The sequence below is a fragment of the Kitasatospora purpeofusca genome, assembly GCF_000718025.1.
GTDB lineage: Bacteria > Actinomycetota > Actinomycetes > Streptomycetales > Streptomycetaceae > Kitasatospora > Kitasatospora purpeofusca.
Window position 1 is genome coordinate 99,534 of sequence record NZ_JODS01000023.1, and the last position, 19,822, is coordinate 119,355.

At 74.3% G+C, this 19,822-nt stretch carries 17 protein-coding genes and 1 pseudogene; 10 read left to right on the top strand and 8 right to left on the bottom strand.

The genetic code is table 11. The annotated features are described in order from the left end of the window. Positions 1-34: 34 nt before the first annotated feature. Positions 35-1,426: a phenylacetate--CoA ligase PaaK gene (gene paaK / locus IF01_RS0128490; protein ID WP_030396434.1), complete on the bottom strand. Its 1,392-nt coding sequence runs from the start codon at positions 1,424-1,426 to the stop codon at positions 35-37. Positions 1,427-1,731: 305 nt separating this feature from the next. On the opposite strand from paaK, the gene IF01_RS0128495 reads away from it, so the two are divergent. From IF01_RS0128495 to IF01_RS0128515, 5 genes are all read left to right on the top strand, one after another. After that, on the top strand, positions 1,732-2,679 hold the full coding sequence (locus IF01_RS0128495) for an ATP-binding cassette domain-containing protein (RefSeq protein ID WP_051742110.1): 948 nt from the start codon (positions 1,732-1,734) through the stop codon (positions 2,677-2,679). Between the two features lie 107 nt (positions 2,680-2,786). Beyond that, a complete protein-coding gene (locus IF01_RS0128500) occupies positions 2,787-4,394 on the top strand; it encodes a hypothetical protein (protein ID WP_445972087.1) in 1,608 nt (535 codons plus the stop codon). 274 nt (positions 4,395-4,668) lie between these two features. Next, on the top strand, positions 4,669-5,157 hold the full coding sequence (locus IF01_RS0128505; RefSeq protein ID WP_030396437.1) for a GNAT family N-acetyltransferase: 489 nt from the start codon (positions 4,669-4,671) through the stop codon (positions 5,155-5,157). Positions 5,158-5,500: 343 nt separating this feature from the next. Beyond that, positions 5,501-5,848, top strand: coding sequence for a GntR family transcriptional regulator (locus tag IF01_RS0128510; protein ID WP_030396438.1), 348 nt, complete (start codon positions 5,501-5,503; stop codon positions 5,846-5,848). Continuing rightward, positions 5,845-6,852 (top strand): DUF1648 domain-containing protein, encoded by a 1,008-nt coding sequence (locus tag IF01_RS0128515; RefSeq protein WP_106981244.1) that lies wholly within the window; start codon positions 5,845-5,847, stop codon positions 6,850-6,852. Before IF01_RS0128510 ends, IF01_RS0128515 begins: the two co-directional genes overlap by 4 nt. 82 nt (positions 6,853-6,934) lie before the next feature. Here the strand turns inward: IF01_RS0128515 and IF01_RS0128520 are convergent, their stop codons facing one another. Then, on the bottom strand, positions 6,935-7,804 hold the full coding sequence (locus IF01_RS0128520) for a LysR family substrate-binding domain-containing protein (RefSeq protein WP_375341005.1): 870 nt from the start codon (positions 7,802-7,804) through the stop codon (positions 6,935-6,937). Positions 7,805-7,862: 58 nt separating this feature from the next. Here IF01_RS0128520 and IF01_RS0128525 point away from each other — a divergent pair, with 58 nt between their 5' ends. After that, positions 7,863-8,297 carry a DUF5997 family protein gene (locus IF01_RS0128525; RefSeq protein ID WP_030396441.1) on the top strand — a complete coding sequence of 145 codons (435 nt, stop codon included), beginning with the start codon at positions 7,863-7,865 and terminating at the stop codon, positions 8,295-8,297. 480 nt (positions 8,298-8,777) lie between these two features. After that, positions 8,778-9,404 (top strand): LysM peptidoglycan-binding domain-containing protein, encoded by a 627-nt coding sequence (locus IF01_RS51150; RefSeq protein WP_078880383.1) that lies wholly within the window; start codon positions 8,778-8,780, stop codon positions 9,402-9,404. Positions 9,405-9,533: 129 nt separating this feature from the next. Here the strand turns inward: IF01_RS51150 and IF01_RS0128535 are convergent, their stop codons facing one another. The 3 genes from IF01_RS0128535 to IF01_RS51155 all read right to left on the bottom strand — a co-directional run bounded on the left by IF01_RS0128535 (position 9,534) and on the right by IF01_RS51155 (position 11,885). Then, entirely contained in the window at positions 9,534-9,950 is a 417-nt protein-coding gene (locus IF01_RS0128535; protein ID WP_051756403.1) for a cupin domain-containing protein, read from the bottom strand. A 368-nt stretch (positions 9,951-10,318) separates the two neighbouring features. After that, entirely contained in the window at positions 10,319-10,714 is a 396-nt protein-coding gene (locus IF01_RS0128540) for a hypothetical protein (RefSeq protein WP_157855376.1), read from the bottom strand. Positions 10,715-10,814: 100 nt separating this feature from the next. After that, positions 10,815-11,885, bottom strand: coding sequence for an MBL fold metallo-hydrolase (locus IF01_RS51155; RefSeq protein WP_078880384.1), 1,071 nt, complete (start codon positions 11,883-11,885; stop codon positions 10,815-10,817). A 206-nt stretch (positions 11,886-12,091) separates the two neighbouring features. Between IF01_RS51155 and IF01_RS50320 the strand changes: the two genes are divergently transcribed. From IF01_RS50320 to IF01_RS0128560, 3 genes are read left to right on the top strand one after another with little or no spacing between them, the layout of a single operon-like run. Continuing rightward, the gene (locus IF01_RS50320) at positions 12,092-12,865 is read left to right on the top strand and encodes a hypothetical protein (RefSeq protein ID WP_244215654.1); all 774 of its coding nucleotides are present in this window, start codon (positions 12,092-12,094) and stop codon (positions 12,863-12,865) included. Between the two features lie 41 nt (positions 12,866-12,906). Further along, complete coding sequence (locus tag IF01_RS0128555) at positions 12,907-13,758, top strand: helix-turn-helix domain-containing protein (RefSeq protein ID WP_030396447.1); 852 nt, start codon at positions 12,907-12,909, stop codon at positions 13,756-13,758. A gap of 9 nt (positions 13,759-13,767) precedes the next feature. Beyond that, entirely contained in the window at positions 13,768-14,622 is an 855-nt protein-coding gene (locus IF01_RS0128560; RefSeq protein ID WP_244215655.1) for a GNAT family N-acetyltransferase, read from the top strand. A 703-nt stretch (positions 14,623-15,325) separates the two neighbouring features. Here IF01_RS0128560 and IF01_RS0128565 read toward each other — a convergent pair. The 3 genes and pseudogenes from IF01_RS0128565 to IF01_RS46000 form a co-directional block, all read right to left on the bottom strand. After that, positions 15,326-16,669, bottom strand: coding sequence for a M64 family metallopeptidase (locus tag IF01_RS0128565; protein ID WP_244215656.1), 1,344 nt, complete (start codon positions 16,667-16,669; stop codon positions 15,326-15,328). Positions 16,670-16,807: 138 nt separating this feature from the next. Beyond that, a complete protein-coding gene (locus IF01_RS0128570; RefSeq protein ID WP_030396450.1) occupies positions 16,808-18,766 on the bottom strand; it encodes an APC family permease in 1,959 nt (652 codons plus the stop codon). Positions 18,767-19,082: 316 nt separating this feature from the next. Beyond that, positions 19,083-19,822: pseudogene (locus tag IF01_RS46000) on the bottom strand (HAD family hydrolase); the annotation flags it as partial.

The following is a 19,822-nucleotide window of genomic DNA, read 5'->3' on the forward strand; positions in this document are numbered from 1 at the left end:
GGGCTGGTGCCACCAGCGGACCTCGCGCCTCAGCTCACTTCTGCCCCTCCCCTCGACCCTCCCGGAGGTCCTCGATCCGGCGGATCTTGCCGACCGAACGCTCCAGCGTGTACGGGTCCACCACCTCGACGTCCACACTCACCCCGACGCCGTCCTTCACCCCTCGCACAATCGCCCCGACGGCTTCCTCGCGCTGGCCGGGTCCGGCGTCCGGCCGCGCTTCGACCCGCACCGTCATGTGGTCCAGTCGGCCCCGTCGGGTCAGCCGCAGCAGGAAGTGCGGTGCGACGGCGGGCACCCGCAGCAGGATCTCCTCGATCTGGGTCGGGAAGACGTTGACCCCGCGCAGGATGATCATGTCATCGCTGCGCCCCGTCACCTTGGCCATCCGGCGGAACGCGGGGCGCGCGGTGCCGGGCAGCAGCCGGGTGAGGTCGCGAGTGCGGTAGCGGATGACCGGCAGCGCCTCCTTGGTGAGTGAGGTGAAGACGAGTTCGCCGCCCTCGCCGTCCGGCAGCACCTCGTCGGTCAGCGGGTCGACGATCTCCGGGTAGAAGTGGTCCTCCCAGATGTGCAGGCCGTCCTTGGTCTCCACGCACTCCTGCGCGACACCCGGCCCCATCACCTCGGAGAGTCCGTAGATGTCCACGGCGTGGATGTCCATCCGCCGCTCGATCTCGGCCCGCATCTCCTCCGTCCACGGTTCGGCGCCGAAGACTCCGATCCGCAGCGAGGTGCCGCGCGGGTCGACGCCCTGCCGCTCGAACTCGTCCAGCAGGGTGAGCAGGTAGGACGGGGTGACCATGATGACCTCGGGCCGGAGGTCCTGGATGAGGCGGACCTGGCGGGCCGTCATGCCACCGGACGCCGGGATCACGGTGCACCCGGCACGCTCGGCACCCGCGTGCGCGCCCAGCCCGCCGGTGAACAGGCCGTAGCCGTAGGCGATGTGCACCGTCTGGCCGGGCCGCCCGCCGGCCGCCCGGATCGAGCGGGCCACCACGTCCGCCCAGACGTCCAGGTCGTGCTCGGTGTAGCCGACCACGGTCGGCAGGCCGGTGGTCCCGCTGGAGGCGTGGATCCGGCGGACCTTCTCCTTCGGGACGGCGAACATGCCGAACGGGTAGGTGTCGCGCAGGTCCGCCTTGGTCGTGAAGGGGAAGCGGGCGAGGTCGGCGAGGGTGCGGCAGTCCTCGGGTGTCACACCGGCCGCGTCGAACTTCCGCCGGTACAGCTCGACGTTCTCGTAGGCGTGGCGCAGCGTGGCCCGCAGGTGTTCGAGCTGGTGCGCCCGCAGCTCCTCGGCGGTCATCCGCTCGCCGGCGTCCAGGAGTTCCGCCGGCGGTGCCTCGCCGAGACGCACCGGCGCCCGCACCTCTCCGCCCGGACCCACGGGCGTACCCGGATCCGTCGCTCCGCCGCTCATCGTGCCTCCTTCAGAAATCGCTACCGACCATTCGGTCGGCCCTGGCCGGAGCCAAGTAATCCAGTGCCCGAACCACCTGTCAAGGCTCGGCACACCGGTGACCTCGCAGGTCGGCGCCCGTCGCCCTCGCTCAGAACTTTGCCCTCGCCCCCGGGCGCCAACCTGTGCCGATCGGCAGGTTCTCGCTCCGAAAAAAGGCGCCGGATCTATGCCGATCGGCAGATGGCAGGGCGCTGCCGACCGGGAAGGCTGGTCGCCGTCAGTCACCATCCCCACCCACGACCGGGAGAACGGAGCAGGGGCACATGAGCCGATCCGATGTCACACCCCACCTCGAACTGACCGACGTCAGCAAGGTCTACCGGGGCGGCAAGCACGCCGTCGACGGCCTCTCACTGCGGCTCGGGCCCGGGCTGCTCGGTCTCCTCGGACCGAACGGCGCGGGCAAGTCCTCGCTGATGCGGATCGTCGCCACGGTGACCCGGCCCACCTCCGGACGGATCACCTACCGGGGGGCCGACGTGCTCGCCCACCCCGATCTGCTCCGGCGCGAGCTCGGCTTCCTCCCGCAGGACTTCGGTGTCCACCCGCACCTCACCTCGCGCGAGTTCCTGTCCTACCTGGCAGCCGCCAAGGGGCTTCCCGCCCGCGCCGCCCGGGCCCGGATCGAGGAACTGCTCGTGCTGGTCAACCTGACCGAGGCGGTGCGTAGGCCGCTCGGTGCCTACTCGGGCGGCATGCTGCGGCGGGTCGGCATCGCCCAGGCGCTGCTCGGTGACCCGAGCGTCATCGTCGTCGACGAGCCCACCGCCGGCCTCGATCCGGAGGAGCGGGTGCGCTTCCGGAACCTGCTGAGCACCCTCGCCGAGGACCGGGTGGTGGTGCTGTCCACCCACATCGTCTCCGACATCGAGTCGGTGGCCGGGGACATCGCGGTCCTCGCCGGCGGGCGGCTGCTGCGCCGGGGCGGTCCGGAGGAACTGCTGCGCGGCCAGGCCGGCCGGGTGTGGGAGGTCCTGGTGGACGCGGGCTCGGTGGCGGCCGTGCAGCAGCACTTCGTGGTGAGCCGGATGGTGCGCGCGGGGGACGGGCGGGTGCGGCTGCGGCTCCTCGCCGACGTGCCGCCGACCGCCGAGGCGGTGCAGGTCGCGCCGGACCTGGAGGACGCCTACCTGGGGCTGGTCCGGTCGGTGCCCGACGGGCCCGCCTTCGCCCCGTCGGCCGCCGCGGCCCGTGCGGGGGTGCGGCGATGACCGGGAGCGTTCTTCACCCGTCCCGCCCGGACGGGTCCCGAGCGCCGACCGACCGTGCTCCGGGCCCCACCGCCGGTGGGTCCGAGCGGCCCGGCCCGGTGAGCCGGATCGGCCGGCTGGCGCTCGGCGACTTCCGGGACCGGATCCGCCGCCCCGCCTACGCGGTGACGCTCCTGGCCGCGGTGGGCCTGGGCCTGCTCGCCGTCCCGCCCACCGACGGGCACTGGGCGATCCTCGCGCTCGGCTCCTACCGGGGGGAGTACAACAGCGCGTACGTCGGCGCGGCGACCGCGCTGGCGGGCGCGTTGTGGCTCACCCTCGGCGGGTTCTACGTGGTTCGCAAGGGCCTGGGCCGCGACGAGGAGACCGGGGTCGGCCAGCTCCTGGCCGCGGCCCCGCTGCGGAACGTCGATCTGATGCTGGCGAAGTTCCTCGGAAACCTGCTGGTGCTCGGTTCGATGCTCGGCTTGCTCGCACTCACCGCGCCCGCCCTGCAACTGGTCCGGGGCGAGGACCGCGCGCTCGACCCGATCGCGCTGCTGACGCCGTTCCTGGTACTGACACTGCCGCTGCTCGCGGCGACCGCGGCACTGGCCGTCCTGTTCGAGACGGTGCCGCTGCTGCGCGGGGGGCTGGGCAATGTCACCTGGTTCGCCTTCGCACCGGCCCTCCTGATCGCCGGGGAGGCACCGGGCGCGCCCTTCGGCGGACTCGGCCTCGGCCCGGTGGCCGACTCGCTGCGCGACACGCTGGCCGCGCGCGGCGTCGACCTGGGCGGCGACGACTTCAGCCTCGGTCTGACCAGAATGGACTCCCCGCTGGAGGCGTTCCACTGGGACGGCGCGGACTTCGGGACCGGGTTCGTCGCCCAGCGGCTGCTGCTCGTCCTGCTCGCGGTGGCGCTGGCCGCGCTGCCGGCTGCCTGGTTCACCCGCTTCGACCCCGCGCGCGCCAGGGTTGCCGAGCGGCACCCCGACCGCACGGCGCCTGCCCCCCTTCCCGCGCCCGTCCCTGGTCCTGTCCACACGGCGGCTCCGCGCGTCGCGCCGCCGGCCGCACCCGGACTCGCCTCGCCCGCCTACCGCCGGTCCCGCTCCCGGTTCGGCTCCCACTACGGTCGGCTGCTGCTCGGTGAGGCGCGGATCCTGTTCGCCGACGGCTCGCGCTGGTGGTGGCTCGGGGCGGCCGGCCTGGTGCTGGCCGGGCTCTCCGTGCCACCGGACACCGGCGTCGGCGCGGTGCTGCCCGCCGCCTGGGTCTGGCCGGTACTGCTCTGGTCCCGCCTCGGGAGCCGCTCGGCCGAGAACGACCTGGAGGTTCTGCTCCGCGCCTACCCGGCCGCCCGCGCCCGGCTGCTCGCCGAATGGGCCGCCGGGGTGCTGCTCACCGCCCTGATCGGCGCGGGTGTCCTGGTCCGGCTCGCCGCGGCCGGCGACGCCGCCGGGGTGGCGGCCTGGTCGGCCGGCGCCCTGTTCATCCCCTCGCTCGCCCTCGCCCTCGGCACCCTCTCCCGCACCCACCGCCTCTTCCAAGCCCTCTACCTGCCGCTCTGGTACCTGGTGGTGAACCAGATCGCCGCCGCCGACTTCATGGGCGCCGTCCGCCGCGCCGGCCACCCCGCCGGCCCCTCCCCCGTCCTGGTCACCGCCGTCACCCTGTCCCTTCTCACTGTCGCCCTGCTCACCACGACGGCCCGCCGTGCGCTCCGCGACTGAGTTCCGGACAGAACGGCGGCCTTCCACCGCGCAGGGAGGCATCCGCTGCCCGAGCCACTCCCCGCCGGTGGCCACCCGGGCACCGCCGAAGCGGTCGGGCAGCGGCCTCGCGCGCTTCGTCAGGAGGCCGACCCGGCGGCCCGGAGGGCGGCCTGGACCGGGCAGGACATGGGGCCATGGGCCGGGCCGAAACCCCTTGGACGGCGCCGGGACCAGCTCGCTGGAATGGGGGACGGTCACTTGCCGAAGTCGCAGGAGTCACAGGGAGGCGGCGATGAGCGGGATCAGGCTGCACCTGTCGGTGCGCGACCTCACCGAGGTGGACCTGCCGTCCTGCGGCTGGGCCGGCTCTCCCAAGCACGTGCGCGAGCTGGTCCACCAGATCCGCCGCGCCGAAGCGGGCGAGGTCGACTACCTGGCGGTCTGCACGCGGGTCGGGCTCCCGGTGGGGGTCGGCGGCATCGACTACACGGTCAGGCCCGGCGCCGGAACGCTCTGGCAGCTCGGCGTCCACCCGGCCCTCCAGTCCTGCGGGATCGGCACACTGCTGGTCCGCTCCGCCGAGCAGCGGATCGTCACCAGGGGCCCGACCCGCGCCGAACTCGCCGTCGAGGAGAGCAACCCGCGTGCCCTCGCCCACTACGGACGCCTGGGCTACCGGGCCTTCGGCCGCGAGCTCGAATCCTGGGACGTGGAGGCCGAGGACGGCTCACTCCGGCGGTACGAGGCGGCGTGCACGCTGATGGGCAAGGACCTTGCGTGATGCCGGACTTCGCCGCGTTCGCCAGCGAAGCGACGGCAGCTCCGGTTCTTGTCGGGCGCCGTCGCCCACTCCCGGGTGCTGCTCGACCGCGGCGACGGTGAGGTCACCCGGACAGTCGCCGTGATCGGACGTCTCGGTCCCGGGGCCTTCCGATCGGCCGCCGCACTTGCTGGACGCCCGGAGCGAGGATCCGCTCCCGATGCGGCCCTGCCCGGAATCCCCGACCCACCAGCCAACCCACCCAACGGCCAACAACCCACCTGAGCGGGGCCACCACCGGTCGCGCAACCGGCCGCCGACGGCACTGGCATCATTCCGCGATGGTGCTACTCTCACTAGCACCATGTTGCTGAAGCTGGAGGCCGGGGACTCCCGGCCATTGCACGAGCAGGTTGCCGGAGCGATCCGGCGGGCCGTCGCTGAGGGCGAATGCGTGCCCGGGGAGCGGTTGCCGCCCGCGCGGGACTTGGCGCGGGCGCTCGGGGTGAACGCGAACACGGTGCTGCGGGCACTACGCGCACTGCGGGACGAAGGAGTACTGGAGTTCCGCCGGGGACGCGGCATCAGCGTCGCCCTGGGTGCCGACCGTCGCGCCGAACTGCTGGACGCGGCGCGTCGGCTGGTCGCGGACGCGGCGCACGCAGGCTTCAGCCGGGAGGAGCTCGTCGAGATGATCAGGGGGCTGGAGTGAAGAAGGTTTCGCAGGAGGAGGGGCGCAACGCCCGCAAGGACGCGGCGGCCCGGGCGATCGGACTGCTCGCGTTCGGTGCACTCGCCCTCGGGGTGCTGGCGCTGCTGCTCGGGCTGCCGTGGGTGGCGCGTGACCGGTTGCCGGAGCCCTTGGCCACGCACTGGAACGGGACACGAGCGGACGGTTCGATGTCGTTCGCGGCCGCGGTGGGCTTCCCCGCCGCACTGTGGGCGGCCTCGGTCACGGCGGCCGCCGTCGCCCGGTGGCGCGGCGGGGAGCAGGGGAAGGCCTGGTCGGCGGTCGGGCTCGGCTTCGGGGGTGCGCTGCTGACAGGCGCGCAGGCTTCGATCGTCTCGGCCAACCTGGACCGGCCGACCTGGCAGGAGGCCCGGCCGCTGGGTGCCGAGGTGCTGCTGGTCCTGGTGGCGGCGGTCGCGGCCGGCGCGCTGGCCTGGTGGCTCGCCCGGCCGCAGGGCCCGGGGCCGCTCACCGCGACCGCCGCCGACGGCCCCCGCCTGGACCTGCCGGAGGGGCAGCGCGCCGTCTGGCTCTCCCGGGCGGTCAATCCCTGGCTGGGACTGCTGGCCGCGGTGGCCGGGCTGGGCGCGGCGGGGGCGGCACTGGCCGGGTTCGCCGGGCTGGGCGGGGCGGCCTGGGCGACGGCCGCACCGCTGGCGGTCGTCGCGCTGGCGGGGCTCGGCTGCTCCTCGGTGCAGGCGCGGGTGACCGAGCGCGGCCTGGATGTGGCGTTCGGCCCGCTCGGCCGGCCGTCCCGGCACTGGGATCCGGAGGAGATCGTCTCGGCCCGGGCCGAGACCCGCACCCCGGCCCAGGTGGGCGGCTGGGGCTACCGGCTGAGCGGCCTGGGCACCACGGTCATGCTGCGCCGCGGCGAGTGCCTGGTGATCCGGCCCCGACAGGGCGCGGAGTTCGCGGTGAGCGTGGACGACGCCGAGCGCGGCGCCGCCCTGCTGAACACCCTGACCGCACCCCGGAGCGCCTGACCGGCCGAGGGGCCGTACAGCCGCCGGGCCGCCGGGGCCGCCGGCCGGCGCACCCACCCGGCACGGCCGGCGGCGGGGAACGTCAGCCGCGACGCTTCGGACGGCCGCGCCGGGCGGCCGCCGCGCCACCGGACGACGATCCGGAACCACCCCGGGCGCGCCCACCGGCGGTGGCGCGGCCTCCCGCGGCCGGCTTGCCCGAGCCCTTGGGGGCACCGCCCTTGGCCGCACCGCCCTTGCCGGTGCCGCCCTTCGCCCCACCGGTGCCGCCCTTCGAGCCGCCGGTACGGCCCGGGGCGGACTTCGCCGCCGGGACCTCGGCCGAGGTCGCGGCCGTCTGGCCCCGGCCGCGCGAGCTGTTGACCGTGCGGCCCCGGACGATGCCGATGAACTCCTCCACCAGGTCGGTGGTCTGCTCCTCCGGCCAGGACAGCGCGATCCGGGACTGCGGGGCGTCCGCCATCGTCCGGTAGGTGAGGTCGCGCCGGTGGTGCAGGCGTGCCAGCGACTGCGGGACGAGCAGCACCCCGACCCCGGCCGCGACCAGCTCGATCGCGTCGGCCGTGGTCGCCGGCCGCTCGATGGCGGGCCGCCCGGGCAGCTGCTCCCATTCGAGGGTGTCGTCGAGCGGGTGGAAGACCACATCGTCGGCGAGGTCCGCGACAGTGACCTCCTCGGCCGCCGCCAGCCAGTGGTCCTTGGGGAACACCACCACCGTCGTCTCGGTGTACAGCGGGATCGCGCTCAGACCGGTCCGGTCGACCGGCAGCCGCAGCAGCCCCGCGTCCGCGTCGCCCGCGCGCAGCGTCGGCTCCCCGTCGGCGGCTTCGACCGCGACCAGGGCGAGCGGAACGTCCGGGAGACGCTCCGACCAGACGCGCGCCCACTTGCCGGGGGTCACGCCCGGGACGTACGCCAACCGGAACGAGGGTGTCACCTGCATCTCTGTCACCCGCCCAAGGCTACCGACCGTGACAGCGGGCGTCGGCCGCTCGCTTACCCTGGTGACCATGACATCGCTCAAGCAGAAGACCACGCAGACCATGAAGCCGGCGACGGCGGCGAAGAAGCTCGGGGTCTACCTCGGCGCCACCCCTGCCGACTTCCAGTCGGGCGTGATCTCCCGCGAGGAGCTCACCGCCCTGCAGACCGAGCCGCCGCAGTGGCTCCAGGACCTGCGCCGCAACGGCCCGCACCCGCGTTCCGTGGTGGCCACCCGGCTCGGCGTCTCCGCGTCCGGCCTGGCGCGCGGCGGCATCACCGAGGCGCTCACCACCGAGCAGATCGAGGAGCTCCGCGAGGAGAACCCGGAGTGGCTCCGGCGCGAGCGGACGATCCAGGAGGAGGTCCGCAAGGAGTCCGTGCGCGTCAAGGAGAAGCACGAGAAGGAGGAGAAGCAGCGCCAGCAGGCCGCTGCGGCGGCCGAGCGCGAGAAGCGCGGCTGACCTGCGGAGTTCCACCTGCTCCACGCTGCTCCTCCCCGGCCCCCCGGCGCTCGCGCCGGGGGGCCGTCGTTCGTCCGGGGACAGGCACACGGGGACAGTCCGGGAGGGCGTCGGGCAAGCCTTCGACAAGGCGTCCGGCGCGGCCTCCGGCCGAGCAGGACGGGCACGGGCGACTCGCACAGACGCACGAGCGAGGGCCCTCGAAATCGGTCGAAAATCCACTCCAATGCCGCACATCGACTCGAAAGGGTTCGTGCGCGTTCGACCACGTAAGCACCGTCACCGGGCCCGACGATCCGGTCGGACGTCCCGAAGGGCCGGCCCGACCGGTGGGACGGGAGCCGCCCGGGTGGCGACGCGGAGCCGGGCGGGTGACCTGCTCGACGTGTCGGCGGGGATTCGGCAGGCCCGGCGTGCGTCGGTGGGAACGCGCCGCTCCCGAGCGGCGCGCGCCCCTGCCCCCGGACCTGAGAGCCGCCGATGCCCCCCATCGCGCACCTGCGCCGCCTGCTCCCCACCGCCGTGTGCACCCTGGCCGCCGTCCTCGCCGCCCCCGCCGCGGCGCACGCCGCGCCACCGGGCTCAGGAGGCAGAGCGGGCATCGATCGGGGGACAGTGATCGACTGGGAGCGGGTCGCCGCCTGCGAGAGCAGCGGGGACTGGCACATCAACACCGGCAACGGCTACTTCGGCGGCCTCCAGTTCGACGAGCCGACCTGGGAGGAGACCGGCGGCCTCCGCTACGCCCCGCGCGCCGACCTGGCCAGCCGGGACGAGCAGATCGCCGTCGCCAACGCCCTCGCCGAACAACGCGGGCTCACCCCGTGGCCGGTCTGCGGCGCCCGCGCCGACCGCGACCGCGAACGCCCCCCGGTCGATTCGGCCGCCGAACGGGCGGAGACGCCCACCCCCGGCACCCCCGCCGCCCCTCCCCCGCCCGGGGGCCCCGCCACCTGGACGGTGCGCGACGACGACACCCTCGACAGCATCGCCGAGCAGTTGCAGGTCCCCGGCGGCTGGCAGGCGCTGTACGACCGGAACCGCGCGGTCCTCGGCGAGGACCCCGACCTCATCCAGCCCGGCCAGGAGCTGACCCTCCCCGTCTGACCCCGCCCCGAGGCCCAGCGCGAACCAGCGCACACCGCACACCGCACACCGCACACCGCGAAGCCTCCGACCGGCCGGTGCCCCCGCTCCCACGGGGGCGCCGGCCGCATCCGTCCGCATCCGTCCGCGTCAGCCGACGGTGGGAGGCCAGGGGCCGTCCTCGGGACGGGCTTCGGTGGTGGAGCCGTCCGGCCAGGGCGGCATGGTGATGGCGACAATGCGCAGCGGGCCGGGGCTGTCCGGATCGGCACGGAACTGGAAGGCCGTTCCCAGGGGTACCGAGACCGATGTTCCCGCCCGCAGGACGTCCACGGACTCCCGGCCGGACTGCCGCCGCCAGATCCGGCCCCGGCCGGCCGTGACGTACCAGAGCTCCTGCACGGTGGCGTGGGAGACGGCGCGGGTGACAACACCGGGAGCGAGTTCGAAGACGGCCTGACTGCCGAGGCCGTCCAGGGTCAGCAACGGCCGGACGGTAGCACCGTCCGGGGCGACCACGACCGGGGCGTTCTCGACCTCGGCGGTGCGGAACGGCTGCTCGTCCATACGAACCGGACCCCTCTCGACACGGGCACCCCCACGCGCCCACTCGCGATGGGACCACACCCCGGACCGTCCCGCCAGAGCGCACCCTCCGCCGCAACGCCGCGATACCGGGCTCCTTGCAGGTGGCGACCGCTCCGCGCCCGCCCGGGCGGCTCCGGGCCCGCGGAACCGCAGGTCGGCGAGCTCCGGAGCGCGACCGGGCATCCTCGGGTCGGCTCTCGAAGAGCGCCTGGTGGGCCCGGTCGGTCTCCGGGCCTCCGTGGTGGACGGTGCCGGTGACCGTGATGCCGGTTCGACGCGAGCACCTGCCCGCCCGGCACGCCGGCGAGATCCCGGTGCGGTGGCCGTCCGGGCCGGGCGACCGGCGCCTACGCCCCGGGAGGTTGCACCCATGGGGCCAGGCGCTCGCCGGGCGCGGGACTCGGCCGCCAGTACCGGAAGACGGTTCCCTGGACGATTTCGAGGCCGCCGGCTGCGATCAGCCCGGCAGCGGGCTCCGGGCCCCCCGCGTCGGCCTCGAACGCGACCACCAGCGCAGGGATCTCGCCGGTCTGCCGCGAGACCACCCGCACCTCTTCCGGTGTCGGCTCACGGAAGGTCGGATCCTGGAATGCGGCGGGACAGGTGACGAAGAGCGGGTCGCTGAAGACAAGCTCCAGACCGTGGTGGTACGACAGGTCGGAGCCAGCGCCCAGCCTCAACCGCCCGGCATTCCATTCGACAACGTCCCAGTCCCACCATGACCCCTCGGGAAGTTGGATCACGAGCCCGCCCCCAGATCGATGATCAGGCAGGCTACCCCGGGGGCGGGGCGGGTTCCTCGTCGACCGCTTCGGCTGCGCGGGCGGTGTCAGTGCCGCGGTGTCAGTGCGGGGGTGTGTGGCCGCTCGGGGGCCATGGGCGGACGAAGGGGTGGTTGAGGTGGGCGGTGCCGAGGAGCGCGCCGGTGCGGCGGGCCTCGGCGAGGAGTTCTTCACGGGTGCGGCGGGCTGTGTCCGGGTCGGCCTCGAAGAGGTAGCGCACGGCGGGGGTGGCGAGTTGGACGGCGTGGACCAGGACGTCGCCGGTGAGCAGCAGGCGGTCCCCGCCGCCGTCGACCAGGACCGACTGGTGGCCCGGTGTGTGGCCGGGGGTCGGGAGCAGGGTGATCGCGCCGCCTCCGGGACCGGCCCGGCCGGCGAGCACCGTGCGGCCGTCGACCTCGTGCAACTGTCCGGCGCGCAGCAGCGGTTCGACGACGTAGGTGCGTGCCGTCCGGGTCGGGCCGAGCGCCGCGACCTCGGCGTGCTGCACCACGTAGCGGGCGTTCGGGAACACCGGTACGCCCTCGGGGGTGACCGACCAGCCGTAGTGGTCCTCGTGGAGGTGGGTCAGGACCACCGCTTCGACGTCCGCCGGGGCGATCCCGGTCCGGGCCAGGACGGCGGGCAGCCGGCCGGGGACGGGCGCCCAGCCGGAGGCCGGGCTGCCGACCGGGCCGATACCGGTGTCCACCAGGGTGACCCGGCCGCCGGGGCGGCGGACGGCGTAGCAGCGGAAGTCGAGTTGCCAGGTGTCGTTCGGGCCGAAGGCGGCCGGGTCGAGGCGGCGGGCGCGCTCCCAGTCGGTGGCCGTCGCGTCGGGGAAGGCGGCCTGTGCGGTGCCGGGGAACGGGCCGTGGGCGTCGAGCAGCGCCAGCACCTCGTACCGGCCGAACCGCCGCACCACGACGGCACCGGCCGACGCGGCGGAACCGGCGGGCTCGGCGGGCTCGGCGGCGGCGGGCGTTGCCGCGACGAGCGGGCGCAGCGCCACCGCGCCCGCGACGGCGAGCGCGCCGCGCAGCACCCGGCGGCGCCCGGGCCGGTCGGACACGGCCTCGGGTCCGGCTCCGGGGCCGGAGCCAGAGCCGGGGTCTTCGGCGAAGGGGACGGTGGGAACGGTCGGATCGTTCATCGGGACTCCTCGGAGGGGACGCGGACTGAGCGGGGGCCGAAGAGCGACTCAATGACTCGGGGTCGGCGCCCCGACCCCCGTACGGGGCGCCGACCGGTTCCACTGTCCCGCCGCGCCCGCCCCGGCGGCTTGTCGTTTCTTGTGCAATCCGTTCGCACCTGTGGAATCCGTTGGCGCGCGGGTAAGCACCGTGCGAGCATCGCCGGATGATCGACCAGGAGCCTGTGTCGGCCGCCGACCTGGTCGGCGCCCGCCTGACCCGGGTGACCGCCGCCCTCCAGGACCGGCAGTCCGCCACCGCGCCGCAGCTGTCGCACCTGTGGCTCCATCTGGAGGACCTCGGGCCCGTGCTCGTCCGTTCGCCCGGCACCGGCCTGTCGTTCCGGGCCGCCGACGTGACCGGAGTGCCCGCCGGGGCGGGCACGACCACCGATCCGGCGGATCTGCCGCTGACGCGCTTCCTCGGGCGGCCGATCCGGTCGGTGAGCACGATCGAGTACCGGGAGGGCGGGACCGCCACGACCACCGGGACCGCCTTGCCCTCCGGGACCGCCTTGCCCACCGGAACCGCCTTCACCGCCGGGCTGGCCCTCGGCTTCGAGGGCGGACGTGTCCGGTTGCTGGGTCTGGACGGCGCGCTGCTGGTCGTCGGTCCCGAGGAGCACCTGGGCGGCGTCGAGGCCCGGCTCCACGAGGACACCGCGCTCGCGCGAGTGGTGTGGACCTGCAGCAGCAGCCCCTCGCAGTGGAACGCCTGGACGACCGGCGGCCGGTACCTGTACTTCCGCTACCGGCACGGCGAGGGCAGCGTCGAGCACTTCCCCGGCGGCCCGGATCCGGACACCTGGGACGAGGAGGGCTCCGGCCTGCTCGCCCGGTGGCACGACGGGAGCCGCGGCGGGGCGATCGACCTGGTGGACTTCCTCGTCCTGGCCGGCCTCCGGCTGGCGCCGAACTCCGAGGTGCTGGACGGCCGGTGACGGACGACGACAGCGGGTCGCCCCGCGAGTAGGGTGCTGGCATGGCGGTCGAACGTGCGACCCTGTTGAACGGGGACGACCTGTGTGTCGCCGACGTGTCCTGCCAGGACCCGCCGGAGGGGTGGACGGAGTTGCGGCCGGCGCCGGTGTTCGGGCTGGTGATGGTGCGGCGGGGGATGTTCCGGGGGCGGATCGACGGGGTCGACCAGGTGCTGGACCCGGCCTGCGTGTATGTCGAACGGGTCGGCTCCGAGCAGCAGTTCGCGCATCCGTGCGGCGGTGATCTCTACACCGAGCTGGTGCTCTCCGAGCCGCGGACCGCCGAACTGCTGGGCGGCGACCCGGAGGTGCCGCAGGGGCTGGTGTTCACCACGCCGCGGATGGCACTGGCGCACCGGATGCTCGTCGTCCGGGCGCGCGGCGGCGCGGACCCGTTCGAACTCGCCGAGCGTGCGGTCACCTTGGCGGGCGAGGTGCTGACGGCACTGGCGCCGGCGAGGGTGGAGAGCGGCCGGCCGGTCCGGGACGCGGCGCGCCGTCGCCTGGTGGACGCCGCACGGGCCGCGCTGGCGGCGGACCTCGGGCTCGGGCTGGACGAGCTGGCCCGGGCGGTCGGCTGTTCGCCGCACCACCTGAGCCGGATCTTCCGGGCCTGCACCGGCGAGGGGATCGCGCGCTACCGCAACCGGCTGCGGGTCACCCTCGCCCTGGAGCGGCTGACCGAGGGGGAGACGCGACTCGCCCTGCTGGCGCAGGAGTTGGGGTTCACCGACCAGGCGCATCTGACCCGGGTGGTGCACCGCGCGGCCGGACTGCCGCCCGGCCGGCTCCGGGCCCTGCTCGGTCCGCGGCCCGCCGGGTCCGGCGCGGTGACCGCCCCGGAGCACGCGTAGGCTCGGCAGGTGTCCTCGACCCCGGCCTCCGCCCACCCCTCTGCCCCTGCCGCCCCCGCGCCGCTGACCAGCCTGCACGACCGGGCGGCGCTCGCCGAGCGGTTCGGCCGGGACCCTGAGCTCCACCTCTTCGAACTCGGCGACCTGGACGAGCCGTTCTGGTCCCACACCGCCTGGTACACCACATCGGCGGACGGTCCGGTGGCGCTGCTGTACGCGGTCGGGGAGGTGCCCACCCTGCTCGGCCTCGCCCGGCCCGCGCACGCGGACCGCCTGGCCGGGCTGCTGCGCGCGATGCGGCCCGTACTGCCCCGCCGACTGCTCGCCCACCTCACCGACGGCGGGGTGGACGCCCTCGCGCCGGACTACCGCGCCGAGCACCGGACGGCGATGCTGCGGATGGCGCTGACCGAACCCGCCGCCCTCGTGCCGCACCTGGGCGGAGCGTCAAACGCGCGCCCCTTCGGGCCGGTGGAGCGGCTCGGCGCGGCGGACCTCGCGGATCTGCGCGCCCTGTTCGCCGCGGGCTACCCGGGCAACTGGTTCGACGAGCGGATGCTGACCACCGGCCCCTACGTCGGGGTCCGGGACGCCGGGGGCCGACTGCTCGCGACGGCCGGCGTGCACGTCCACTCCGCCGCCCGACGGGTGGCGGTGATCGGGAACGTCACCACCCACCCGCAGGCCCGGGGGCGGGGGCTCGCGGCGGCCTGCACCGCACGGCTCTGCGAGGTCCTGGCGGACAGCGTCGACCACATCGGCCTGAACGTCCGGGCTGACCACCCCACCGCGCTCGCCCTCTACCGGCGTCTGGGCTTCACCACCGTCACCGGTTACGAGGAGGCCGTGCTCACGGCCTGCTGACGGTCCGCCGGTCGCGGCCCACCGGTGGATCGACCCACCGGTGGATTCGGCTCACCTGCGGATTCGGCTCACCGGTGGATCGGCCCGCCGGTGGCTCACGGGCCGCCCGGCGCATCGGAGGCCGGAGCGCCAAGAGGGCCAGGAGCGCCAGGTGGGCCAGGTGGGCCAGGAACGGGTGTCGACCCCTGGGCCAGCTCGAGGTGGAACGGGCCGCCCGGAGTCCCCGGCTGCCAGCCACGCTCCCGGGCGTCGCGGACCGCGAGCGCCACAGTCGCGGGAGTGGCGCCGACGGTCGGCAGACCGAGCCAGTTGCCCGGATGCGCTCCCGGGAGCCGGACGACGAGCACCGAGCCGGGCTCCTCCGCCCGCTCGACGGCAACCGTCAGCGGAGACTGTCCGATTCCCTGGCTGTAGGTGGGCCTGCGCCTGACGGCCCACCGGTACGCCACCTGGTCGACCGTGATGAGCCGGGTGCCCTTCCTCGGCAGTGTCACCGGGCCTCCCACCTGCGTCGTCGAACTGGTTGTCCGCCCACTGTCGCAGGTGGCCGACGGCTCCGTCCGGCCGGGTGGGTTCCGGGGCCGGGCTCCCGGGCGCAGCCGCTCCGGGCACGGCCGCCGTCCGCGCACGGGAAGTCGGACGGACCGACTTCCCGTGCAGCCGCACCATCCGGATCGGACCGCCCGAGAAGAGGCAGCCCCGGTCAGCGGGTGACGGGCCAGGAGAGGGTGGCCGTCAGGCCCGCGCGGAGGGCCGGGTCGAGGACGGCGGGGGTGGGGTCGGTGGCGGTGGCGGTCAGGGTGTGGGCGCGGCCGCGCGGGCCGGGGAGCGGGACGGTGCGCAGGTCGACCGTCGTCCGTCCGCGCAGCTGCGGCAGGACGCGGCCGTCCAGGGACCAGCTGATCGTGGTGCCGGGGACCGGGAGGTCGACGGTGAGGCGGTCGGTGCGGGTGAGCGGGGTGCCGGCCGGGGTGGGGCTGGTGAGCGGCACGGCGTGGCGGTAGAACCCGGCGATCATCGCCTCCCGTCCGGGCAGGTTGAACTCCCGTCCGAGCGAGCGCATGATCGAGTTCTCGGTGGGCCGGTACAGCCCCTTGGGGTAGTAGCCGCCACCCTCGTAGCTGCCGACCACGCCCCCGTCGGGCGAGGTCCGGCCGATCCAGCGGTACCACTTGGCGCGGTCGTGGGTGAGCCGGTCGGCGGTGTACATGCTGATGTTGGGCTCGGCCGGTTCGCCCTCCCCGGCCGGGTAGGTGTCGGAGCCGTCGTAGAAGTACTCGTCGGCGAGCTTGCCGAGCGAGTGGCCGGTCTCGTGCACGGCGATCTGCCCGGCCTTCGGGTTGCCGCCCGCGACGGTGGCAATGCCGTCGTAGCCGAGCGGGGAGGCGACGTTGTAGCCGGCCCCGCCGTACTTGGCGGTGTTGGCGACGACGAGGACGAGGTCGGCCTGCGGGGCCTTGACGGCGTAGTTCTCGACGGCCTTGGTGTCGACGCAGAGCAGGCGTTCGATGTCCTCGCACCAGAAGTAGGAGCCGAGCGCGGTGTTGCGGACGGTGGCGCGGTCCGGGTCGCCGGTGATGCCGGACTCGGCGGAGACGGTGGCGACGGCCCAGACGTTGAACAGGTTCCGGTAGCCGGCGTAGGGCTCGACGGCGCTGAGCTCCTGCCACTTGGCGGCGGCGTCGGCGCGGAACTTCTCCTGTTCGGCGGCGGTGTAGCCGTCGCCGATGACCACGACGTCGACCTTGCCGGCGCTGTCGCCGCTGCGCAGGATCGGGGTGACCTCGCCGTCCCCGGCGGCGGGGGCGAGGCCGGGGCGGTCGCCGGTCAGGTACGGGGAGGCGGCGGGCACGGTGACCCGTCCGATCGAGCCGTCCTCGGCGAAGACCTCGACCCGGTGCCGGGAGCCGCCGGCGGCAGCGGCGACCGCGGCCGCCGACGGACCCTCGGCAGCAACCGGCCCGGCGAAGGCCGCCGGGGCGGTGCCGAGGGCGGGGAGGGCGAGGGCACCGGTCAGGACGATCGAGCCGAACCTGCGATAACGCACGGAAGTTACTCCTCTGCGGACTGACGGAGTGGGGCAAGCGGACTGCCATGCTATGCACCTGACAACCCATCGGCACAGGCCCCGCACATCCCCGACTCCCCCACCGGACTCCCCTCCCGCCCCGCCCTCCCCGCCCCCTCAGCCCACGTGCACCCGCGGCCGCCGCGTGCGGTCCGGCTCCGCCTCCCGCAGCACCTCGCGGGTGACCGGCGCGACCTCGCCCTGCCCGAACAGGAAGAACCGCAGGAACTGCGCGAACGGATTGCCCTCCGTCCACTCGAAGTAGATGTGCGGCTGCTGCCCGGTGCGGTCCCGGACGGTGAGCAGCAGCGCGGCCAGCGCGTTGGGGACGCTGGAGCTCTCCAGCGTCAGCACCCGGTAGCGGTCGTGCAGCACCTCGCCGTGCACGGTGAGCACGGCCTCGAACTCCGAGGGGTCCTTGACCGTCACCTCGACGAAGACCAGGTCGTCCTCGGCCGGGATGTCGTTGTCCGCCCGGATCTGGCGCTTCTTCTCCTGGTACTCGGCGAGGTCGCGGCTGTTGGGCTCGTTGGCGATCAGGCGCAGCGGCCGATGGGTGTAGTCGCGCACGAAGCGCTCGGCGGGCTCGTCGAAGACGATGTCGGTGACCCGGAGTTCGAAGGCGCGCTTGAGCCGGGAGAGCAGGGAGACGAGCACGATGGCGGCGATGAAGCAGGCGCCGATCTTCACGCCGTCGGGGCGTTCGGCGATGTTGAGGGCCGTGGTGTAGAGGAAGACGGCCGCGATGATCGCGAAGCCGATGGTCCAGCCGGTCTGGCGGGCGGCCCGGGCGGCGATGGTGACGGCGATCGCGGCGGAGCTGATCAGCACGAGTACGCCGGTGGCGTAGGCGCCGCCCTGGGCGTCCACGCTGGCGTCGAAGAGCCAGGTGACCAGGAAGGCGATCAGGGTGAGCACGATGACCATCGGCCGGACCGCCTTCGCCCAGTGCGGCGCCATGCCGTAGCGGGGGAGGTAGCGGGGCAGCAGGTTGAGCATGCCCGCCATGGCGGAGGCACCGGCGAACCAGAGGATCGCGATGGTGGACAGGTCGTAGATGCTGCCGAAGGTGTTGCCGAGGTACTCGTGGGCCAGGTAGGCGAGCGCGCGTCCGTTGGCCTCGCCGCCCTTCTCGAAGGCTTCCTTCGGGATCAGCAGGGTGGTGATGAAGCTGGTGGTGATCAGGAACACGCTCATGATCAGCGCGGCGGTGGTGAGCAGCTTGCGGGCGCCGCGGATCCGGCCGGTCGGCTTCTCCTCGGTGTCGTCCGGGTCGCCCTCGATGTGCGGCATGACGGCGACGCCGGTCTCGAAGCCGGAGAGGCCGAGGGCGAGTTTGGGGAAGGTCACCAGGGCGACGCCGATCATGGCGACGACGTTGCCGTGCTCGGCGGTGAGCGCGTCCGCCCAGTCGGTCACGACTCCCGGGGAGCTGAAGACGTGGTAGAAGCCGGTGACGACGACGACCACGTTGAGCGCGAGGTAGATGGCAACCAGGACGACGGCCAGCCCGATCGCCTCGCTGAAGCCCTTGAGGAAGACGCCGCCGAGCAGGGCGATCAGCACCAGGGTGATGATCACCTGCTTGCCGGTCAGGGCGCTGTTCAGGTGCGGGTTCTCGACCAGGTGGGCGGTGGCGTCGGCGGCCGACAGGGTGATGGTGATCATGAAGTCGGTGGCCGCGAAGCCGAGCAGCGCGAGGACGAACAGCTTGCCCTGCCAGAACGACAGCAGGCGTTCCAGCATCGCGATCGAGCCCTCGCCGTGCGGGCTCTCCCGGGCCACCCGGCGGTAGACCGGCAGGGCGCCGCAGAGGGTGACGACGACGAGGACGACGGTCGCCACCGGGGAGAGCAGACCGGCCGCGAGGGCGGCGATGCCGGGCTGGTAGCCGAGGGTGGAGAAGTAGTCGAGGCCGGTCAGGCACATCACCCGCCACCAGGGGCGGGCCTGTTCGGCGGGGGCCTGGGCGTGCGGGCCGGGGTGCTGCTTGACCCGGTCGGACAGGCCCTCCAGCAGCCAGGCGCGGAAGCGCTGCCCGCGTCCGAAGGAGCCGCTCGTTCCCGAGGAAGCCACCCTGCACCCCTTTGTCCCACGTGCCCGAAGCCGTCCCCGGAGAGCCGTCCGCCGAACGGGCCGCCGACGAGCCGCGGACCACCGGCCCGCCGACGGCACGGCGACGACACGGCGACGACACGCTATGCGACCGGGCCGCTGACCTCCGGGAACGCCTCGGCTGTGTCCCCTCATCGGATCAGCGCCCGTTCGCCGGACCGAACGTCCGGGGGCCCGACGCACGTCCGTGAGCCCCGGAACCGATGTGGTTCCGGAGCTCACGGACGGGCACCGAGAAGAGGGCGCTCGGCGGAAAGGCTGTCCAGCGGAAAGGCACTCAGCGGAAGGTGCGGAGCCGGAGGCTGTTGCCGACCACGAACACCGAGGAGAAGGCCATCGCCGCACCGGCGATCATCGGGTTGAGCAGCCCGGCGGCGGCCAGCGGCAGCGCGGCGACGTTGTAGCCGAAGGCCCAGAAGAGGTTGCCCTTGATGGTGCCGAGGGTCTTTCGGGAGAGGCGGATGGCGTCGGCGGCGGAGCGCAGGTCCGACCACCGCCACCTTGTCCTCGGGCAGCACCTCGGCGTGGACGTCCTCCGCCGGGATGCCGACCTCGGCGGCGACGGCCTCGGCGACGGCGCGGTTGTCGCCGGTGAGCAGGACCGGTCGCAGGCCCAGGGCCCGCAGTTCGGCGACGGCCCGGGCGCTGGTGGGCCGGACGGCGTCGGCGACCTCCAGGACGGCACGGGCGGCGCCGTCCCAGCCGACCGCGACGGCGGTCCGTCCGGCGGCCTCGGCGGCCCGCTTGGCCTCCGCCAGCTCCGTCGGCAGGTGCTGCGCCCATTCGGCGAGCAGGGCCTCGCGGCCGGCGACGACGGCGTGGCCGTCCACGACGCCCTGGACGCCGAGGCCCGGGACGTTCTCGAAGCCGTCGACGGCGGGCAGGGTGCCGAGGCGTTCGGCGGCTGCGGTGGCGATCGCGGTGGCGATGGGGTGCTCGGAGGCGTGTTCCAGGGCGCCGGCCAGGCGCAGGGCCTCGTCCTCGGTGGTGCCCTCCGCGGTGCGGACGGCGAGCAGG